This window comes from Microvirga arabica (assembly GCF_016811235.1).
Lineage (GTDB): Bacteria > Pseudomonadota > Alphaproteobacteria > Rhizobiales > Beijerinckiaceae > Microvirga > Microvirga arabica.
In genome coordinates this window covers 22,819-37,418 of sequence record NZ_JAFBID010000064.1, presented here as the reverse complement: position 1 = coordinate 37,418, position 14,600 = coordinate 22,819, and the positions used below count along the sequence as shown (strand labels likewise).

Below are 14,600 nucleotides of genomic sequence, written 5' to 3'. Positions count from 1 at the left end.
GGCCTTCCCGCATGGCAAGATTCTGCGCAGCCTGAACGAAGCCCCGGGCACGTTCGGTGTATTTTTCGAAATTCATCAATCATCCCTCCTCAGGTCAGCCCGCCCTCCTGGAGGCACAGGCCGACCCTGCGATGTCGGACCTCCTCAATGGAGCATCCGCTCCCGCTTAGTTGGTGTGTCCCATTCGCCACAACAAGAGGGGGAACCGGCTCGCGGCGCTGGCATTGACCCAGCAACAGTTTGAGGAGGTTCCCATGACACGCGACCCGCGGTCGGAAGCCGAAAAAGCCCGCGCCGATCTCGCCCGCAACGCGGAGCTGGGCCTTGCGGTGCCGGAAAGCCCCGCCGAGCAGCAGCCCTCGGTGACGCCGGAGACCTTCGGCGACACCACGGAGAACGGCCGGGTGATCCGGGACGACAAGGGACCTGCGTCCAACGAGGCCGGCCGTGACATCGGCGATTCCACCGGCACCATCGCGACCTCCCGCGACATTCCCGTCTCGCGTCAGAACGTTCAGTCCCCGCCGACCCATCGCAGCGACGAAGAGGACCACGTCCTCTCCCGCGCCAAGGAGTGATCACACCATGGCTCTTTCCGATATTTTCTCCATGTTCAGCCCCAAGAAGCGCAAGGCCGAGAAGGCTCGCGAGGAGCTGATGAGCAATGCCGAGAAGGCGCTGCGCATGAAGCAGGAGGCCGGTCCCCAGACCAACATCCCCGAGCACCAGACCGCCCATGAGGGCATGAACCCGAAGACCACCAACGAGGATCACATCCCGGCCCGCGAGGGCTACTACACTCCCGAGCTGAAGCGCACCAAGGTGGCCCGCTCGGGCGACGCCTCGTAAGCTCCGGATCGTGTGCGTGAAGAAAAGCCCTGCCAACCGGCGGGGCTTTTTCTATGATGGGGGTCTTTCCTGCATGATGCGAGGGCGCCATGGCGGCTGACGTGCCAAAGGTCGTGATCGTCGGGGCCGGGTTCGGAGGGCTGACAGCCGCTCAGGCGCTCGCTCGCGCGCCCGTCGACGTGACGCTCATCGACCGCCACAACTTTCATTATTTCCAGCCGCTGCTCTACCAGGTGGCGACCGCGGCCCTGTCGCCGGCCGACATCGCCTGGCCGATCCGCGGCATCGTCCGGCGCCAGAAGAACATCACGGTTCTCATGGCCGAGGTCGAAGGCGTGGATCCACAGGCGCGGCTCGTTCACGCCGGCTCCACGGCCGTTCCCTATGATTTCCTGGTCCTCGCCACCGGTGCCACCCATTCCTATTTCGGCCACCCGGAATGGGCGTCCGTGGCCCCGGGGCTGAAGCAGATCGAGGACGCGACGCGCATCCGCCGCAAGGTCCTGCTCGCCTTCGAGGAGGCGGAGCTGATCGACGATCAGGATGAGCAGCGGCGGCTGCTCACCTTCGTGGTGGTGGGCGGCGGCCCCACGGGGGTCGAGATGGCGGGAGCCATCGCGGAGGTGGCCCATTACGCCCTGCCGTCCGAGTTCCGGCGCATCGACCCGCATGCCGCCCGCGTCATCCTCATCGAGGCCGGCCCCCGCCTGCTGCCGACTTTTCCGGAAGACCTCTCGGCCTATGCCGCGCAGGCCCTCGAAAAGATGGGCGTGGAGGTCATGACCTCGGCACGGGTGACTGATTGCGACGGGCGCGGCGTCGATCTCGAGGGTTCGCGGATCGAGGCCGGCACCCTCGTCTGGGCAGCGGGCGTCATCGCCTCACCGGCCGGGGAATGGCTCCAAGCGGAGCGGGACCGGGCGGGACGGGTGAAGGTGGGGCCGGATCTCACGGTTCCCGGCCGCCCGGAAATCTTCGTCATCGGCGACACGGCGGCGGCCGTGGATGCGGAGGGCAAGACCGTGCCGGGCATTGCGCCGGCGGCCAAGCAGATGGGCGCCTATGTGGCCAATGTCATCGCCGCGAAGGCATCGGGACGAACGGCGCCGGGGCCTTTCCGCTACCGCCACCAGGGCGATCTCGCCACCATCGGCCGCAAGGCGGCGGTGGTGAAGCTCGGCGGCGTTCACCTCACCGGCTTCATCGGCTGGCTGTTCTGGGGCATCGCCCATGTCTACTTCCTGATCGGTTTGCGCAACCGGGCGGTGGTCGCCTTCACCTGGCTGTGGAACTACCTGACCTACCAGCGCGGCGCGCGCCTCATCGTCGACGGGCCGCAGGCGCAGGAAACGGCTCAGGACGAGAAGGCGCAGCCCGGGGCATCTCCGGTCGAGAAGAGCCGCAGCCCGGGTCGAGACCGCGCTCACACTGCAGGATCGGATTGGCGGTAGTGGGGAGACGAGCGCAACTCCGAGGGTTACTACACGCCCGAGCTCAAGCGCACCACGATCACCCGCTCGGAGATGCATCGTGAGCTTTTCGCGGTTGTCCATGTGAGCAACGCCCTGCCATTCGGCAGGGCTCAGGGAACACATCCACGGCGGCATGGTGTTTTTCGTTCAGCCCCGCCCATAGGTGTGCGGCAGGAGCTGCGCGAACTTCTGCCGGATGATCTCATAGCATTCACAGGAGGCAGCCTGGAGACCAGGACGATCCGTGACCGTGATGACGCCTCTGCCCAGACGGATCAGCCCTTTGTCCTGAATGGACCGGGCAACGTCGCTGACCGTCGAGCGCTGAACGCCGAGCATCTCCGCCAGGAACTCCTGGGTGAGCGGCAGATCAGGCTGGCCTGCCCGGTCCTGGCTCATGAGGATCCAGCGGCAGCATCGGGCTTCCACGCTGTGAACGGCGTTGCAGGCCACGGTCTGAAGGGTTTGCGCCATAAGCGCCTCGGTAAAGCGCAGCACGAGCTCTTGGATGGCCGGTCGCGCCGCCATGGCCTCGTGCATCATGGCGAGTTCGGCCCGGGAGGCCGTGCCGCTCAGCTGGACGACATAGCGCCCGAACGATTGGCGGGTCACGAAGGCGCTCACCAGACCGAACAACCCCTCGCAGCCGAACGTCGCCATTTCGACGGACTTGCCGTCATGCATGACGGTGACGAGGGACACCATCGCATCGTGCGGGAAGTAGGTATGCACGATGGTCTCGCCGACCTCGTAGAGGGTCTGGCCTCGCTGCAGGTCGACGATGGTCAGATGCGGCTCGAGAAATGCAAAATCCCCCGGCGCCAGGGCCGCCAGAAGGCGGTTGTCCTGATGCTGCGGAGTTCTCTGAACCTGTGCCATGGCAGAGGCCCCGATTCAGCCGGAATAAGCCCCTGTCATCTAACGCGCCAGACGGGTGCCCCGGTCCACGATCCCGTGAAATCTTACGGCGTCCGGCCCGGAAACTGGGCATGGCACTCGCGTCCGCCTTGCCCGTCCCAGAACGAGACCGTATCCATGGCTCCATGACCATCCGCATCGCCTCGCTCCAGCGCTATCCGGTGAAGGGCTTGTCGCCCGAGACCCTGTCCTCCGTCACCCTCACCAAGGGGGACTACTTTCCCGGCGATCGGCTGTTTGCCGTCGAGAACGGCCCAGCCGGGTTCGAGCCGGACAACCCGCAGCATCAGCCCAAAATCAAGTTCCTGATGCTGATGAGGAACGAGGGGCTGGCGCGGCTGAAGACCCGCTACATCGATTCCATCACGACCCTTTTCATCGAGGAGGGCGGGCGTCAGGTGGCGCGGGGCGATCTCTCGACGCTTGAGGGGCGGCTTGCCATCGAGGCGTTCTTCCGCCGCTTCATGCCGAAGGAACTGCGCGGCCCGCCGAAGGTGCTGACGGCCCCACAGGGCTTCCGCTTCACGGATTCCCGGCGCGGCTTCGTCTCGCTCATCAATCTCGCCAGCGTTCGGGAACTGGAGAACGTTGTCGGCGCACCGGTCGATCCCCTGCGCTTTCGCGGCAACATTCACGTCGAGGGTCTCGCGCCTTGGGCCGAGTTCGACCTTCTGGGCAAGGTGCTGACCGCCCCCTCGGGCGCACGCCTGAAGGTGACCAAGCGCATCGAGCGCTGCGCCGCCACAAACGTCGACCCGGACACCGGCATCCGCGACCTGGAGATCCCGAAAAGCCTGATGAAAGCCTACGGGCACTTCGATTGCGGCATATACGCCGAGGTGCTGCAGGGCGGCCCGCTCGAGACCGGCGAGGACCTCGAGGCGGAGCAGACGGAGTTGGCGCTGTAGGTCCTCCAGTGTGCTGGCGCTTGCCAAACCACCCCATCCTGATTGAATGTTACTCTGGAGCGCAGGCGCTCTAGGAAAAGGCACCGATGGAGCAGAAACGCACGAGCCTTTTGATCTCTCTCGGCATTCTCGCCGGGTCTATCGGGATGGGGATCGTAGTCTGGCTTGGGTCCTCTCATGTTGCCCTGGCTCTGATCTCGGGCCTCGTCACCGGCTTGGCTCTCGTGAGCCTCTACTCCCTCTTGGCCTGGATCTTCGGATGGCCCAAGCTGAAATGGGATGACATGTGGGCCTTTGGCTATCTGCTGCCCTGAGTGGGTTCGCATTTGAAGGCGCGCAACAAAAAAGGGAGAGCCAAGCTCTCCCTTTTTCATGTTCAGGTGCCGGTGTGCCTTACTCGGCAGCCGGGGTCTCGACCGGGTCCGGCGTGAAGCCGCCGTTCTCGGCATTGGCTGCGTCGATCATCTCCTGACGGGTGCGGCGGCGGCGGCGCGGACGGGCGGCTGCCTCGTCATTGGCCGCTTCCTGCATGACCGGTGCGGGAGCCGGAGCCTCCGTCTCGGCACTCACGGGAGCGGGCGCACGGACCGGGTTCGTCAGGAAGGCCGGCAGGGTGCCCTGGTCGGATCCCTCGTCGTCCCGGCGGCGGTCGCGCGGGAAGCGCTCGCGGCGCTCCGGACGGTCGCCGCGCTCGAAGCGGTCGTTGCGCTCGGGACGATCCTGGCGCTCGGGACGATCGCTGCGGTCCTGACGGTCGTTGCGGTCGAAGCGCGGCTGGCGCTCGGCACGCTCACCATTCTCCGGGCGGGCCTCGAAGGGCTGCTCGTCGCGGGGCTGGTAGTCCTGGCGTGGGCCGCGGTCGCGCTGGAAGCGCTCGCGACGGTCACCACGATCCTGGCGGTCGTTCCTGTCCTGGCGCTCCCCACGATCCTGACGGTCCCCGCGATCGGGACGATCCCCACGATCCTGACGGTCCCCGCGGTCGAAGCGCGGCTGACGCTCGGCCCGGTTCTCGTAGGGCTGCGGCTGGGAGCCGAAATCGCCTTCCTCGCCGTTGCCGAAATCCTGGCCGCCGCCGGCACGCTCGAAGCTCGGGCGCTCACCCTGGGTGAAGCCTTCCTCCTCGTTGCCATCCTCGTCGAAGGACCGCTGCTGCTGGTAGCCGTACTGCTCGCGCAGCTGCTCCTGGGCGGCCGCGATGATGCGGAAATAATGCTCGGCGTGCTGGAAGTAGTTCTCGGCCGCCACCGGGTCGCCGCTCGACTGCGCGTCGCGGGCGAGCTGGCTGTATTTCTCGGCGATATGCTGAGCCGTGCCGCGGATCTTCACGTCCGGGCCGTTCGACTCGTAGCTCTTCGTCAGGGGATTGGGCCCCTTGTTGTTACTACCGCGGTTGTTGTTGTTACGACCGCGCATACGCCTGTTTTGTCCTGGTCTCATTTTCGCTCTACGAGCCTCGCTGGTTCTTTAAAGCCCACGCGATATGCAAGCCAATATTCAACGAACGGGCTCAACGCCCACCGTTCGCGTGGCAAACCGTCTGTCGTTCAGCCACAGCCTTCGAGAGGCTTGGCCATCCTTCAGTGTCGGGTTCAGGTGATCGCGCCAGGCCGTTCCGTTCAAAAGCCCCTGCCTGCGCGATTGATATCGTTTGGTCTTCCGGCATTCCCCTTAAGGGCCGCCGATTTGTTTAGACCGAGGACGATCTCTATCCCGAATCTAGCGGGTTCCTCTCGGTCCAACAAGGGCTATTTCCGACTTTATCCCGTCCTGGGACAAGAAAGCCTCACCCGGGCCATCACGATCGCTTCATGGCGACACAGCGCGGGTTCCCTGATAGATCGTGTGTGATCTTCAAGACTTCAAGCCCATGGAGACCCGCCAAGCTTCCTAAATCCTCGGCCTGGTCGTAGCCGGTCTCCACCGCCAGCAGGCCCCCGGGCGCCAGAAGGCGCTCCGCTTCGCCCAGGAGGATCCGGTAGGGCTCCAGCCCGTCCGGCCCCCCGTCGAGGGCAAGCCGCGGATCGTGCTCCCGCACCTCCTGGTCCAGGGTCGGGATGACCCCGGAGGCGATGTAGGGCGGGTTCGAGACGACGAGGTCGAACGGGCCGGACACCGCGTCGGCCCAGCGCGACAGGGCGAAATGGCAGCGGCTGCCAACCCGGTTGCCAATCGCATTGGCCCGCGCTGTCACAAGGGCGCCAAAGGACAGGTCGACCCCGAGCCCGGTGGCGTTCGGCAGTTCATGCAGGAGCGCCACCAGGATGCAGCCGGAGCCGGTGCCGAAATCGACGACCTTCAACGGAGCCTGGCGGTCGGGAAGCAGGGCGAGGGCGGTCTCGACCAGGGTTTCCGTATCGGGCCGAGGCACCAGGGTTTCCGGGGAGAGGCGGAAGGGCAGGCCCCAGAACTCCCGCTCGCCGACGATCCGGGCCACCGGCTCATGGTTCAGGCGGCGCTGGACGAAGGCGGCGAGGGCCTCAGCCTGCGCCGGCTTCAGGAGCACATCGGGTTCTGTGATCAGCTCCGTAGCGGAGATCCCAAGGGCTTCGAGCAGGAGCAGACGGGCGTCCAGGGCCGCGGTCTCGAACCCGGCCTCGGTGAGGGTTCGGCGCAGCTCCCTCAAGGCGCCAGCGCGGGTTTTCAAGGATTCCGGCCCTGCCGGTAGCGTTCCAGCCGCTCCTCCAGGGTGCCGGTATGCAGCTCGAACAGGTGGTTGTCGTCGTCGTAGAAATAGAGCGAATGCCCTTCGCCCTCGACCCGGGGCCGGGACTCGCGGACCTCCAGACCCAGGGTCTCGATCCGCCTACGGTAGTCCTCGATGGCGGGGGCTGGGATCTTGAAGGCGATGTGGTTGTAGGTCCGGCTGGGCAGGCTCTCTCCCTCCATCACGGCAATCCAGAGCCCGCCCACATCGAAGAATTTTTCGCGCGATAGGGAGAAGGTGTCGTCCCCGGAGGAATAGATCTCCCGGCCGCCGAGCGCCTGCTCAATGATGGTGGTCATGCGGTCGAGATCGCGAGTGATGAGGGTGATATGGCTGAGGCCCTCGATCCTGCCCTCGCTCATGCCGCCTGATCCTGCGCGGCGAGCTGGGCCGCCTGATGCTCGGTGACGAGGGCGTCGATCAGCTCGTCGAGAGCGTTGCCGGCAACAACTTCCTCGAGCTTGTAGAGGGTCAGGTTGATACGGTGGTCGGTCACGCGCCCCTGCGGGAAGTTGTAGGTGCGGATGCGCTCGGAGCGGTCGCCGGAGCCCACCTGTGCCTTGCGGTCGGCGGCGCGGGCCGCGTCCTTGGCAGTGCGCTCGGCGTCATAGAGGCGGGCGCGCAGGAGGGCCATGGCCCTGGCCCGGTTCTTGTGCTGCGAGCGCTCGTCCTGAACGAAAACCACCATTCCCGAAGGGATATGGGTGATGCGGATCGCGGATTCCGTCTTGTTCACGTGCTGGCCGCCGGCGCCTTGCGCCCGCATGGTGTCGATCTTCAGGTCCGCGTCATTGAGCACGATGTCCACGTCCTCTGCCTCCGGCAGCACGGCGACCGTGGCGGCGGAGGTGTGGATGCGGCCTTGCGTTTCCGTGTCCGGCACGCGCTGGACGCGATGGACGCCGCTCTCGAACTTGAGCCGGGCGAACACGCCCCGGCCCTTGATCTCGGCCACCACTTCCTTGTAGCCGCCGGCCGTGCCCTCGCTCTCGGAGACGATCTCGACCTTCCAGCCCTTCAGATCCGCATAGCGGGTGTACATGCGCAGCAGGTCGCCGGCGAACAGGGCGGCCTCGTCGCCGCCGGTGCCGGCGCGGATTTCGAGGATGGCGCTCTTCTCGTCCGCCTCGTCCTTGGGCAGAAGCATCAGTCGCAGGTCCTGGGCGGCCTTTTCCAGATCCTCCCGGGCCTGGGGCAGCTCGTCTTCGGCGAGCGAGCGCATCTCGGCATCCATCGACGGATCATCGAGCATGGCCTGAAGGCCCTGCAGGTTATCCTCCATGGCCCGATAGGCGCGGATGGCCTCCACCACCCCGTCGAGCTCGGCGAGTTCGCGGGAGAGTGCCACGAAGGTTTCCGGGTCGGGCCCGGCATTGAGCGTCGCCGTGATGATGTCATGGCGGGCGAGAATAGCGTTCAGGCGATCGGAGGGAGGGGCAATCGACATCAGACCGGAATACCGTGCGTTTCCGCAAAATGGGCGAGCTTCGGGCGCAGCGTTTGGCCGCCCCCGGCCGTTTTAAGTTCCTCGCGGATCAGGGCGCTGACCTCCGCGACGTTCATCTCCAGCAGCATGGCCTTGACCGGGCCGATGGAGGCCGGAGACATGGACAGCGATCGGAAGCCGAGTCCGATCAGGGCCATGGCCTCGAGGGGGCGTCCACCCACCTCGCCGCAGACCGTCGCCACGCAGCCGGAAGCCTCGGCATGCTCGGCCACCATGTTCAGAGCCCGCAGCATGGGCGCGCTCAGCGGATCGAAGCGGTCGGCCACGCGCCGGTTCTCGCGGTCGCTGGCGAAGAGGAACTGCATCAGGTCGTTGGTGCCGAGCGAGATAAAATCGGCGCTCTCGCAGATTTCCTTGAGCTGGAACAGCAGCGAGGGAACCTCCAGCATCACGCCGAGCTTCAGGTCCGACGGCAGCGGATGGCCATGATTGGCGAGGTGTGCCTTTTCCCGTTCCACCAGCAGCTTGGCGCGCTCGAACTCGTCGCAGGTCGCCACCATGGGGAACATGATCTTCAGGGGCCTTCCGGCCGCCGCCTTGAGCAGGGCGCGGATCTGGGCGCGCAGCAGGCCCGGACGATCAAGCCCGATGCGGATGGCGCGCCACCCTAGGGCCGGGTTCTCCTCCTCGACGGACTGCATGTAGGGCAGGATCTTGTCGCCGCCGATATCGAGAGTGCGGAAGGTGACGGGCCGGTCGCCGGCTTCCGCGAAGACCGTGCTGTAGAGCGCCTGCTGCTCTGAGGCCGATGGCATGCGCTCGGCGATCATGAATTGCAGCTCCGTGCGGAACAGCCCGACGCCCGCAGCGCCGGTCTCGGCCAGATGCGGCAGGTCGACCACGAGGCCGGCATTGAGCTGCAGGGTCACCTCGACTCCGTCCTTGGTGACGGAGGGCACGTCCCGCAGCTTGAGATACTGCTCCTGCCGGCGGGCGCGCAGCCGCGCCTTCTCGGCATAGGCCGCCTCCACGTCCGGGTTGGGCCGGATTTGCACCTCGCCGGCGGCGCCGTCCACGATGATGGCGTCGCCCGGCTCCGTGAGCGAGGTGGCGTTCGAGACCTCGCCGACGGCCGGGATGCCGAGCGCCCGGGCCACGATGGCGATGTGGCTCGTCGGCCCGCCTTCTTCGAGCACGAGGCCGCGCAGCCGCGAGCGGTCGTAGTCGAGGAGGGCCGCCGGCCCCATGGAGCGGGCCACGAGAATGGCGTTCTCGGGAAGATTTTCGCGCTCCGTGACGAAGTCCCGCCCCACCAGCCGGTGGAGCAGGCGGTTGGCGAGATCGTCGAGGTCGTGCAGGCGCTCGCGCAGGTAGGGGTCGGTCTGGCGCAGCATGCGGGCGCGGTTGTCGGACTGCACCCGTTCCACGGCGGCTTCCGCCGTTAGGCCCGACGTCACCGCCTCGCGCATGCGCCTCAGCCAGCCCTGGTCGTGGGCGAACATGCGGAAGGTCTCCAGAACCTCCCGGTGCTCGCCGTGATGGGCGACATCGCCGCGCTCGATGAGCTCGTCGATGGACAGGCGCACCTCGCCGATGGCGGCATCGAGCCGCTTCAGCTCCGCCTCGATGTTCTCGGCGATGAGGTTTTTGACCACCACCCGTGGCTCGTGGAGCACCACATGGCCGAGGCCCACGCCGTCGGCGAGCGCGACGCCCTTCTGGTAGACGGGGCGGCGCAGCGCAATGCCGGTCTCGACCGGAGCCAGCGCCTGCAGCTCGCCCGTGGCGAGCATCTCGGCCACCACCATGGCGGTGGTCTGGAGAGCCTCGACCTCCTCCTCGGTATAGACCCGGTAGGTGCGGTTCTGGACGACGAGGACGCCGAGCGTGTTGCCGGCGCGCAGCAGGGGCACGCCCAGGAAGGCGTGGTAGATCTCTTCGCCCGTCTCAGGCTTGTAGGAGAAGGCCGGGTGGCTCTGGGCGTCCGACAGGGCCAGGGGTTCGGCCCTCGATGCGATAAGGCCGACGAGGCCCTCGCCCGACCGCATGACGGTGAGGTGGACGGCCTCCCGGTTCAGGCCCTCGGTGGCGAATAGCTCGAGCACGCCGTCGCCACGCATGACGTAGACGGAGCACACCTCCGCCACCATGTTGGCGGCGATCTGGGTGACGATCTTGTCGAGACGGTCCTGCGCCCCGACCGGCTCCGCCATGATCTCGCGGAGGCGGCGCAGCAGAAGGCGCGGACCGCCGGGAGCGCTTGGCATGAGCTTCTCTGTTCCCGTCCTATCAGGGCCGGCAGGGCGGACCGGCGGCCGGCATGGTCACTGTCGCAGCCCGACCAATCCCTCGTCAATCAGGCTTGATCAAGGCCGTATAGCGAGTGGAGCGTGCGAACCGCAAGCTCCGTATAGGCCGATTCGATCAGCACCGAGAATTTGATCTCGGAGGTGGTGATCGCCCGGATGTTGATACCCTTGTCGGCCAGGGCCTTGAAGGCCCGGGCGGCCACGCCCGCATGGCTGCGCATGCCGACCCCGATGGCCGAGACCTTCACCACGTCCGTGGCGCCCTGGAGATCCTGGAACCGGATCTCGTCCCGGCGCTCGTTCAGGATCGCGCAGGCCCGCTCGTAATCGGCGGTCGGTACCGTGAAGGTCAGGTCCGTGGTGGCCGCGTTATCGGACACCACCTGGATGATCATGTCCACGTTGATGTTGGCCTCGGCCAGGGGCACGAAGATCGAGGCCGCGATGCCCGGCTTGTCGGCAATGTCCCGCAGCGTGATCTGGGCTTCGTCGCGCGAATAGGCGATGCCCGTGACAATCTGCTGTTCCATGATGTCTTCCTCGTCGCAGATGAGGGTGCCGAGCTTGGGATCGGCAGGATCGTCGAAGCTGGAGCGCACATAGGTCGGCACACGGTGCATCATGGCGAGCTCCACCGAGCGCACCTGGAGCACCTTGGCCCCCAGCGAGGCCATTTCCAGCATTTCCTCGTAAGAAACCTTATCCAGGCGCCGGGCCTTGGGCACGATGCGCGGATCCGTGGTGTAGACGCCGTCGACGTCCGTGTAGATGTCGCAGCGCTCGGCCTGGATGGCGGCGGCCAGCGCGACGGCGCTGGTATCCGAGCCGCCGCGGCCGAGCGTCGTGATGCGGCCCGAGGGCTGATGCATGCCCTGGAAGCCGGACACGACAGCCACTTCCTTGGCGTCGGTGAAGCCCTTGAGGATCCCGGTGCCGTCGATGGCGGCAATGCGGGCCGAGCCGTGGGCCTCCGAGGTCATGATCGGGATCTGCCAGCCCTGCCAGGACCGCGCCTTGAGGCCCATTTCCTGCAACGCCAGGGCCAGGAGGCCGGAGGTCACCTGCTCGCCGGAGGCGACGACCACGTCGTATTCCTTGGAATCGTAAAGGCTTGATGCCTCCTTGACCCAGCCGACGAGCTCGTTGGTCTTGCCCGCCATGGCGGAGACCACCACGGCCACATCGTAGCCGGCCTCGACCTCGCGTTTCACATGCCGGGCCACGTTGCGGATGCGCTCTACGGTGGCGACGGATGTTCCGCCGAACTTCATGACGAGACGGGGCATGGTCGAAGAAGGGCCGTTAAGGGTTCAGGGAAGATTTTGCCCTTCGCGGCGCGAAAGGCGCGTATACATGACGGTAGGGCCGCGCCCTGTCAACGCGCGGGAATCATTTCTTCGTCCTAAGGAACCAGGCTTCGATGACCCACGGCGCATCCACCACCATCGACCCCGCCGAGGTCGCCCGTTTCGACAAGATCGCCGAGACCTGGTGGGACCCGAAGGGGCCCATGAAGGTCCTGCACAAGTTCAATCCGGTGCGCTTAGGGTATATCCGCGACGAGGCCTGCCGCCGCTTCGGGCGCGACCCGCGTTCGGCCCGCTCGCTCGAAGGCATCACGATCCTGGACGTGGGCTGCGGCGGGGGCGTGCTCTCCGAGCCGCTCGCGCGCCTGGGAGCGACAGTGACGGGGCTCGATCCTGCGCCGACGAACATCACCGTCGCCCGGCTTCATGCGGAGCGTGCCGGGGTGCCGGTCGATTACCGCAACGAGACCGTGGAGGCCGTGGTCGCCGGGGGTGAGACCTTCGACATGGTGCTGGCCATGGAGGTGGTGGAGCACGTGGCGGACCGGGGCGCCTTCGTGAAGGCCTGCGCCCAGGCGGTGAAGCCGGATGGGGCTCTCGCCATGGCGACGATCAACCGGACCCTGCGCTCCTTCGCGTCCGCCATCGTGGGGGCCGAGTACATCCTCGGCTGGCTGCCCAAGGGCACCCACGAATGGGACAAGTTCGTCACCCCCGAGGAGCTGACCGACGCCATCGCGGCCGCGGGGTTCCGGGTCGATGACCTCAAGGGCGTCGCCTACAACCCGCTGCGGGACAGCTGGTCCCTGTCCCGCGATACGGCCGTCAATTATATGCTGCTGGCCTCGAAGGCTTGAGCGGGATCTCCCGCGGGGCGATGCTGAGCAGCAGGAAGCCCGCGATCGCCGACAGCATGGAGCCCATGAGCACGCCGATCTTGGTGGCATCCCCCAGCTCCGGCTGGCCTGGGAAGGCGAGCGCGCCGATGAACAGGCTCATGGTGAAGCCGATGCCGCACAGCAGGGCGACGCCGTAGCATTGGACGCGCGTCGCGCCCGCCGGGACATCGGCAAAGTTGAGCCTGATCGCCAGCTCCGAGAAGGCATAGACGCCCACCTGCTTGCCGAGGAACAGGCCCATGGCAATGCCCAGCGGCAAGGGGCTCAGGAGCGCATCCAGAGAGAGGCCCGACAAGGACACGCCCGCATTGGCGAGGCCGAAGATCGGAATGATGCCGTACGCCACGGGTTTATGCAGCGCATGTTCCAGCCGGTGCAGGGGCGAATCCTCCGCGCGGGTCTCCTTCGGCTTGTCCTGAAGCGGAATCGTCAGGGCCAGGGCGACGCCCGCGAGCGTGGCGTGGACACCCGACTGGAGCACGAAGAACCACAGCACCACGCCGACGGCCAGATAGGGCACAAGGCTCTTGATGCCGAAGCGATTGAAGGCCACCAGCGCGATGAGGCAGAGTGCGGCCGCGCCCAGCATCATGACGGAGAGATCGCTCGTGTAGAACAGGGCGATGATGATGATCGCGCCGAGATCGTCGAGGATTGCAAGCGCCGTCAGGAAGATTTTGAGGGAGGTCGGCACCCGGGAGCCGAGGATCGCCAGCACGCCGAGCGCGAAGGCGATGTCGGTGGCGGCCGGGATCGCCCAGCCCTGGCGCAGATGCGGCTCATCCCAGGTGATCGCCAGATAGACGAGAGCCGGCAAGACCATGCCGCCCAAGGCGGCGACGCCGGGCAGGATCCGCCGCGGCCAGGTGGAGAGCTGCCCGTCCAGCATCTCGCGCTTGATCTCGAGGCCGACCAGCAGAAAGAACACCGCCATGAGCGCGTCGTTGATCCAGTGGAGGACGCTGAGCCCGAACACGTAGGTCTTGAGCAGGCCGAAATAGGCATCGGCCAGGGGCGAGTTGGCGATCACGAGAGCAATGATTGTCACGCCCATGAGAATGATGCCGCCCGAGGCTTCGCTGTCGAAGAATTTGCGCATCAGCGAGATGCGTCGCGTCGGCCTCAGGTCGCTTGTCGGCATATTCATCAATGACTCCTTCTGATCGGAGCCGGTCATAAAGGGAAAAATCCTAAGAAAAAGCGACAGCCACGGTTCTCCCATCACGAAACCGGGAGCAACTCTGCTAGATCAGACCGCTTTGGCTGCCATGCGTCGGCGCCTGGTGCCGAGAACCGTCTCAAGGGTGACGGGCCGGTAATCCCAGGCATCCACGCCCACATCGTATTGCCGTGTCTGGGGTTTGAGCTTGCCGTGGGAATGCCCGTGCAGGTCGATCCAGCCACGGCCCATGTTCTTCCAGGTGCGGAAGGCGTAGTGGCACATCACCACCGCCTGCCCGTCGAGCATGAGTTCGGCGTAAGCCTGCACGCTCTCCCAGCCGTTGGCGGCGAGGGTCGCCGCGCCATCGTTGTTGCCGGTGATCAGGTGCTTGCGGCCGTTGAGAAGCCCCAGCAGTTCGTCGATCCGTTCCGGGCGCACATGCAAGGCGAAGTCGCCCAGATGCCAGACCTCGTCGTTGGCTGAGACAACCGCGTTCCAGTTGGCGATGAGCGCCTCGTCGTGCTCGGGGATCGACTTGAACGGACGCTTGTCGATGCGCAGCACCCTGGAATCCCCGAAATGGGTGTCGCTGGTGAAGAAGACCGCCAAGGAACGCCTCGCT

15 protein-coding genes are annotated in these 14,600 nt (G+C 66.1%); 6 read left to right on the top strand and 9 right to left on the bottom strand.

The window, feature by feature from the left end; translation table 11 throughout:
* Window positions 1–254 precede the first annotated feature (254 nt).
* From JQC81_RS24080 to JQC81_RS24070, 3 genes are all read left to right on the top strand, one after another.
* Entirely contained in the window at window positions 255–578 is a 324-nt protein-coding gene (locus JQC81_RS24080; protein ID WP_203274342.1) for a hypothetical protein, read from the top strand.
* A 7-nt stretch (window positions 579–585) separates the two neighbouring features.
* Window positions 586–849, top strand: a complete 264-nt coding sequence (locus JQC81_RS24075; RefSeq protein WP_203274341.1) for a hypothetical protein — start codon at window positions 586–588, stop codon at window positions 847–849.
* Between the two features lie 89 nt (window positions 850–938).
* Window positions 939–2,300 (top strand): NAD(P)/FAD-dependent oxidoreductase, encoded by a 1,362-nt coding sequence (locus JQC81_RS24070; RefSeq protein ID WP_203274340.1) that lies wholly within the window; start codon window positions 939–941, stop codon window positions 2,298–2,300.
* Between the two features lie 168 nt (window positions 2,301–2,468).
* Here JQC81_RS24070 and JQC81_RS24065 read toward each other — a convergent pair whose 3' ends face one another.
* Window positions 2,469–3,200: a Crp/Fnr family transcriptional regulator gene (locus JQC81_RS24065; RefSeq protein ID WP_203274339.1), complete on the bottom strand. Its 732-nt coding sequence runs from the start codon at window positions 3,198–3,200 to the stop codon at window positions 2,469–2,471.
* Window positions 3,201–3,310: 110 nt separating this feature from the next.
* Between JQC81_RS24065 and JQC81_RS24060 the strand changes: the two genes are divergently transcribed.
* Both JQC81_RS24060 and JQC81_RS24055 read left to right on the top strand, forming a co-directional pair.
* Window positions 3,311–4,147 carry an MOSC domain-containing protein gene (locus tag JQC81_RS24060; RefSeq protein ID WP_246520631.1) on the top strand — a complete coding sequence of 279 codons (837 nt, stop codon included), beginning with the start codon at window positions 3,311–3,313 and terminating at the stop codon, window positions 4,145–4,147.
* Window positions 4,148–4,233: 86 nt separating this feature from the next.
* Window positions 4,234–4,461: a hypothetical protein gene (locus tag JQC81_RS24055; RefSeq protein WP_203274338.1), complete on the top strand. Its 228-nt coding sequence runs from the start codon at window positions 4,234–4,236 to the stop codon at window positions 4,459–4,461.
* Window positions 4,462–4,540: 79 nt separating this feature from the next.
* Here the strand turns inward: JQC81_RS24055 and JQC81_RS24050 are convergent, their stop codons facing one another.
* The 6 genes from JQC81_RS24050 to JQC81_RS24025 form a co-directional block, all read right to left on the bottom strand.
* The gene (locus JQC81_RS24050) at window positions 4,541–5,563 is read right to left on the bottom strand and encodes a DUF4167 domain-containing protein (protein ID WP_246520630.1); all 1,023 of its coding nucleotides are present in this window, start codon (window positions 5,561–5,563) and stop codon (window positions 4,541–4,543) included.
* Between the two features lie 382 nt (window positions 5,564–5,945).
* Window positions 5,946–6,794, bottom strand: coding sequence for a peptide chain release factor N(5)-glutamine methyltransferase (gene prmC, locus JQC81_RS24045; RefSeq protein WP_203274336.1), 849 nt, complete (start codon window positions 6,792–6,794; stop codon window positions 5,946–5,948).
* On the bottom strand, window positions 6,791–7,216 hold the full coding sequence (fosX, locus tag JQC81_RS24040) for a FosX/FosE/FosI family fosfomycin resistance hydrolase (protein ID WP_203274335.1): 426 nt from the start codon (window positions 7,214–7,216) through the stop codon (window positions 6,791–6,793). The genes prmC and fosX overlap by 4 nt, the downstream gene beginning before the upstream one ends.
* Complete coding sequence (gene prfA, locus JQC81_RS24035) at window positions 7,213–8,301, bottom strand: peptide chain release factor 1 (protein ID WP_203274334.1); 1,089 nt, start codon at window positions 8,299–8,301, stop codon at window positions 7,213–7,215. Before prfA ends, fosX begins: the two co-directional genes overlap by 4 nt.
* Complete coding sequence (ptsP, locus tag JQC81_RS24030; protein ID WP_203274333.1) at window positions 8,301–10,568, bottom strand: phosphoenolpyruvate--protein phosphotransferase; 2,268 nt, start codon at window positions 10,566–10,568, stop codon at window positions 8,301–8,303. The genes prfA and ptsP overlap by 1 nt, the downstream gene beginning before the upstream one ends.
* A gap of 89 nt (window positions 10,569–10,657) precedes the next feature.
* On the bottom strand, window positions 10,658–11,896 hold the full coding sequence (locus JQC81_RS24025) for an aspartate kinase (RefSeq protein WP_203274332.1): 1,239 nt from the start codon (window positions 11,894–11,896) through the stop codon (window positions 10,658–10,660).
* A 134-nt stretch (window positions 11,897–12,030) separates the two neighbouring features.
* Between JQC81_RS24025 and ubiG the strand changes: the two genes are divergently transcribed.
* Complete coding sequence (ubiG, locus tag JQC81_RS24020; RefSeq protein WP_203274331.1) at window positions 12,031–12,774, top strand: bifunctional 2-polyprenyl-6-hydroxyphenol methylase/3-demethylubiquinol 3-O-methyltransferase UbiG; 744 nt, start codon at window positions 12,031–12,033, stop codon at window positions 12,772–12,774.
* Here the strand turns inward: ubiG and nhaA are convergent.
* Together nhaA and JQC81_RS24010 are read right to left on the bottom strand one after the other, a co-directional pair.
* The gene (gene nhaA / locus JQC81_RS24015; protein ID WP_203274330.1) at window positions 12,743–13,963 is read right to left on the bottom strand and encodes a Na+/H+ antiporter NhaA; all 1,221 of its coding nucleotides are present in this window, start codon (window positions 13,961–13,963) and stop codon (window positions 12,743–12,745) included. The two genes, ubiG and nhaA, sit on opposite strands and share 32 nt — an antisense overlap.
* Before the next feature lie 102 nt (window positions 13,964–14,065).
* The gene (locus JQC81_RS24010; protein ID WP_203274329.1) at window positions 14,066–14,587 is read right to left on the bottom strand and encodes a metallophosphoesterase family protein; all 522 of its coding nucleotides are present in this window, start codon (window positions 14,585–14,587) and stop codon (window positions 14,066–14,068) included.
* Window positions 14,588–14,600: the final 13 nt, after the last annotated feature.

Bases quoted from the DNA above. Each gene is read 5' to 3' on its own strand.
- JQC81_RS24025 (WP_203274332.1), bottom strand. From the start codon at position 11,896: ATGCCCCGTCTCGTCATGAAGTTCGGCGGAACATCCGTCGCCACCGTA.
- JQC81_RS24065 (WP_203274339.1), bottom strand. From the start codon at position 3,200: ATGGCACAGGTTCAGAGAACTCCGCAGCATCAGGACAACCGCCTTCTG.
- JQC81_RS24075 (WP_203274341.1), top strand. From the start codon at position 586: ATGGCTCTTTCCGATATTTTCTCCATGTTCAGCCCCAAGAAGCGCAAG.
- ptsP (WP_203274333.1), bottom strand. From the start codon at position 10,568: ATGCCAAGCGCTCCCGGCGGTCCGCGCCTTCTGCTGCGCCGCCTCCGC.
- prfA (WP_203274334.1), bottom strand. From the start codon at position 8,301: ATGTCGATTGCCCCTCCCTCCGATCGCCTGAACGCTATTCTCGCCCGC.
- JQC81_RS24055 (WP_203274338.1), top strand. From the start codon at position 4,234: ATGGAGCAGAAACGCACGAGCCTTTTGATCTCTCTCGGCATTCTCGCC.
- JQC81_RS24080 (WP_203274342.1), top strand. From the start codon at position 255: ATGACACGCGACCCGCGGTCGGAAGCCGAAAAAGCCCGCGCCGATCTC.
- JQC81_RS24060 (WP_246520631.1), top strand. From the start codon at position 3,311: ATGGCACTCGCGTCCGCCTTGCCCGTCCCAGAACGAGACCGTATCCAT.
- JQC81_RS24070 (WP_203274340.1), top strand. From the start codon at position 939: ATGGCGGCTGACGTGCCAAAGGTCGTGATCGTCGGGGCCGGGTTCGGA.
- fosX (WP_203274335.1), bottom strand. From the start codon at position 7,216: ATGAGCGAGGGCAGGATCGAGGGCCTCAGCCATATCACCCTCATCACT.
- nhaA (WP_203274330.1), bottom strand. From the start codon at position 13,963: ATGAATATGCCGACAAGCGACCTGAGGCCGACGCGACGCATCTCGCTG.
- ubiG (WP_203274331.1), top strand. From the start codon at position 12,031: ATGACCCACGGCGCATCCACCACCATCGACCCCGCCGAGGTCGCCCGT.
- JQC81_RS24050 (WP_246520630.1), bottom strand. From the start codon at position 5,563: ATGCGCGGTCGTAACAACAACAACCGCGGTAGTAACAACAAGGGGCCC.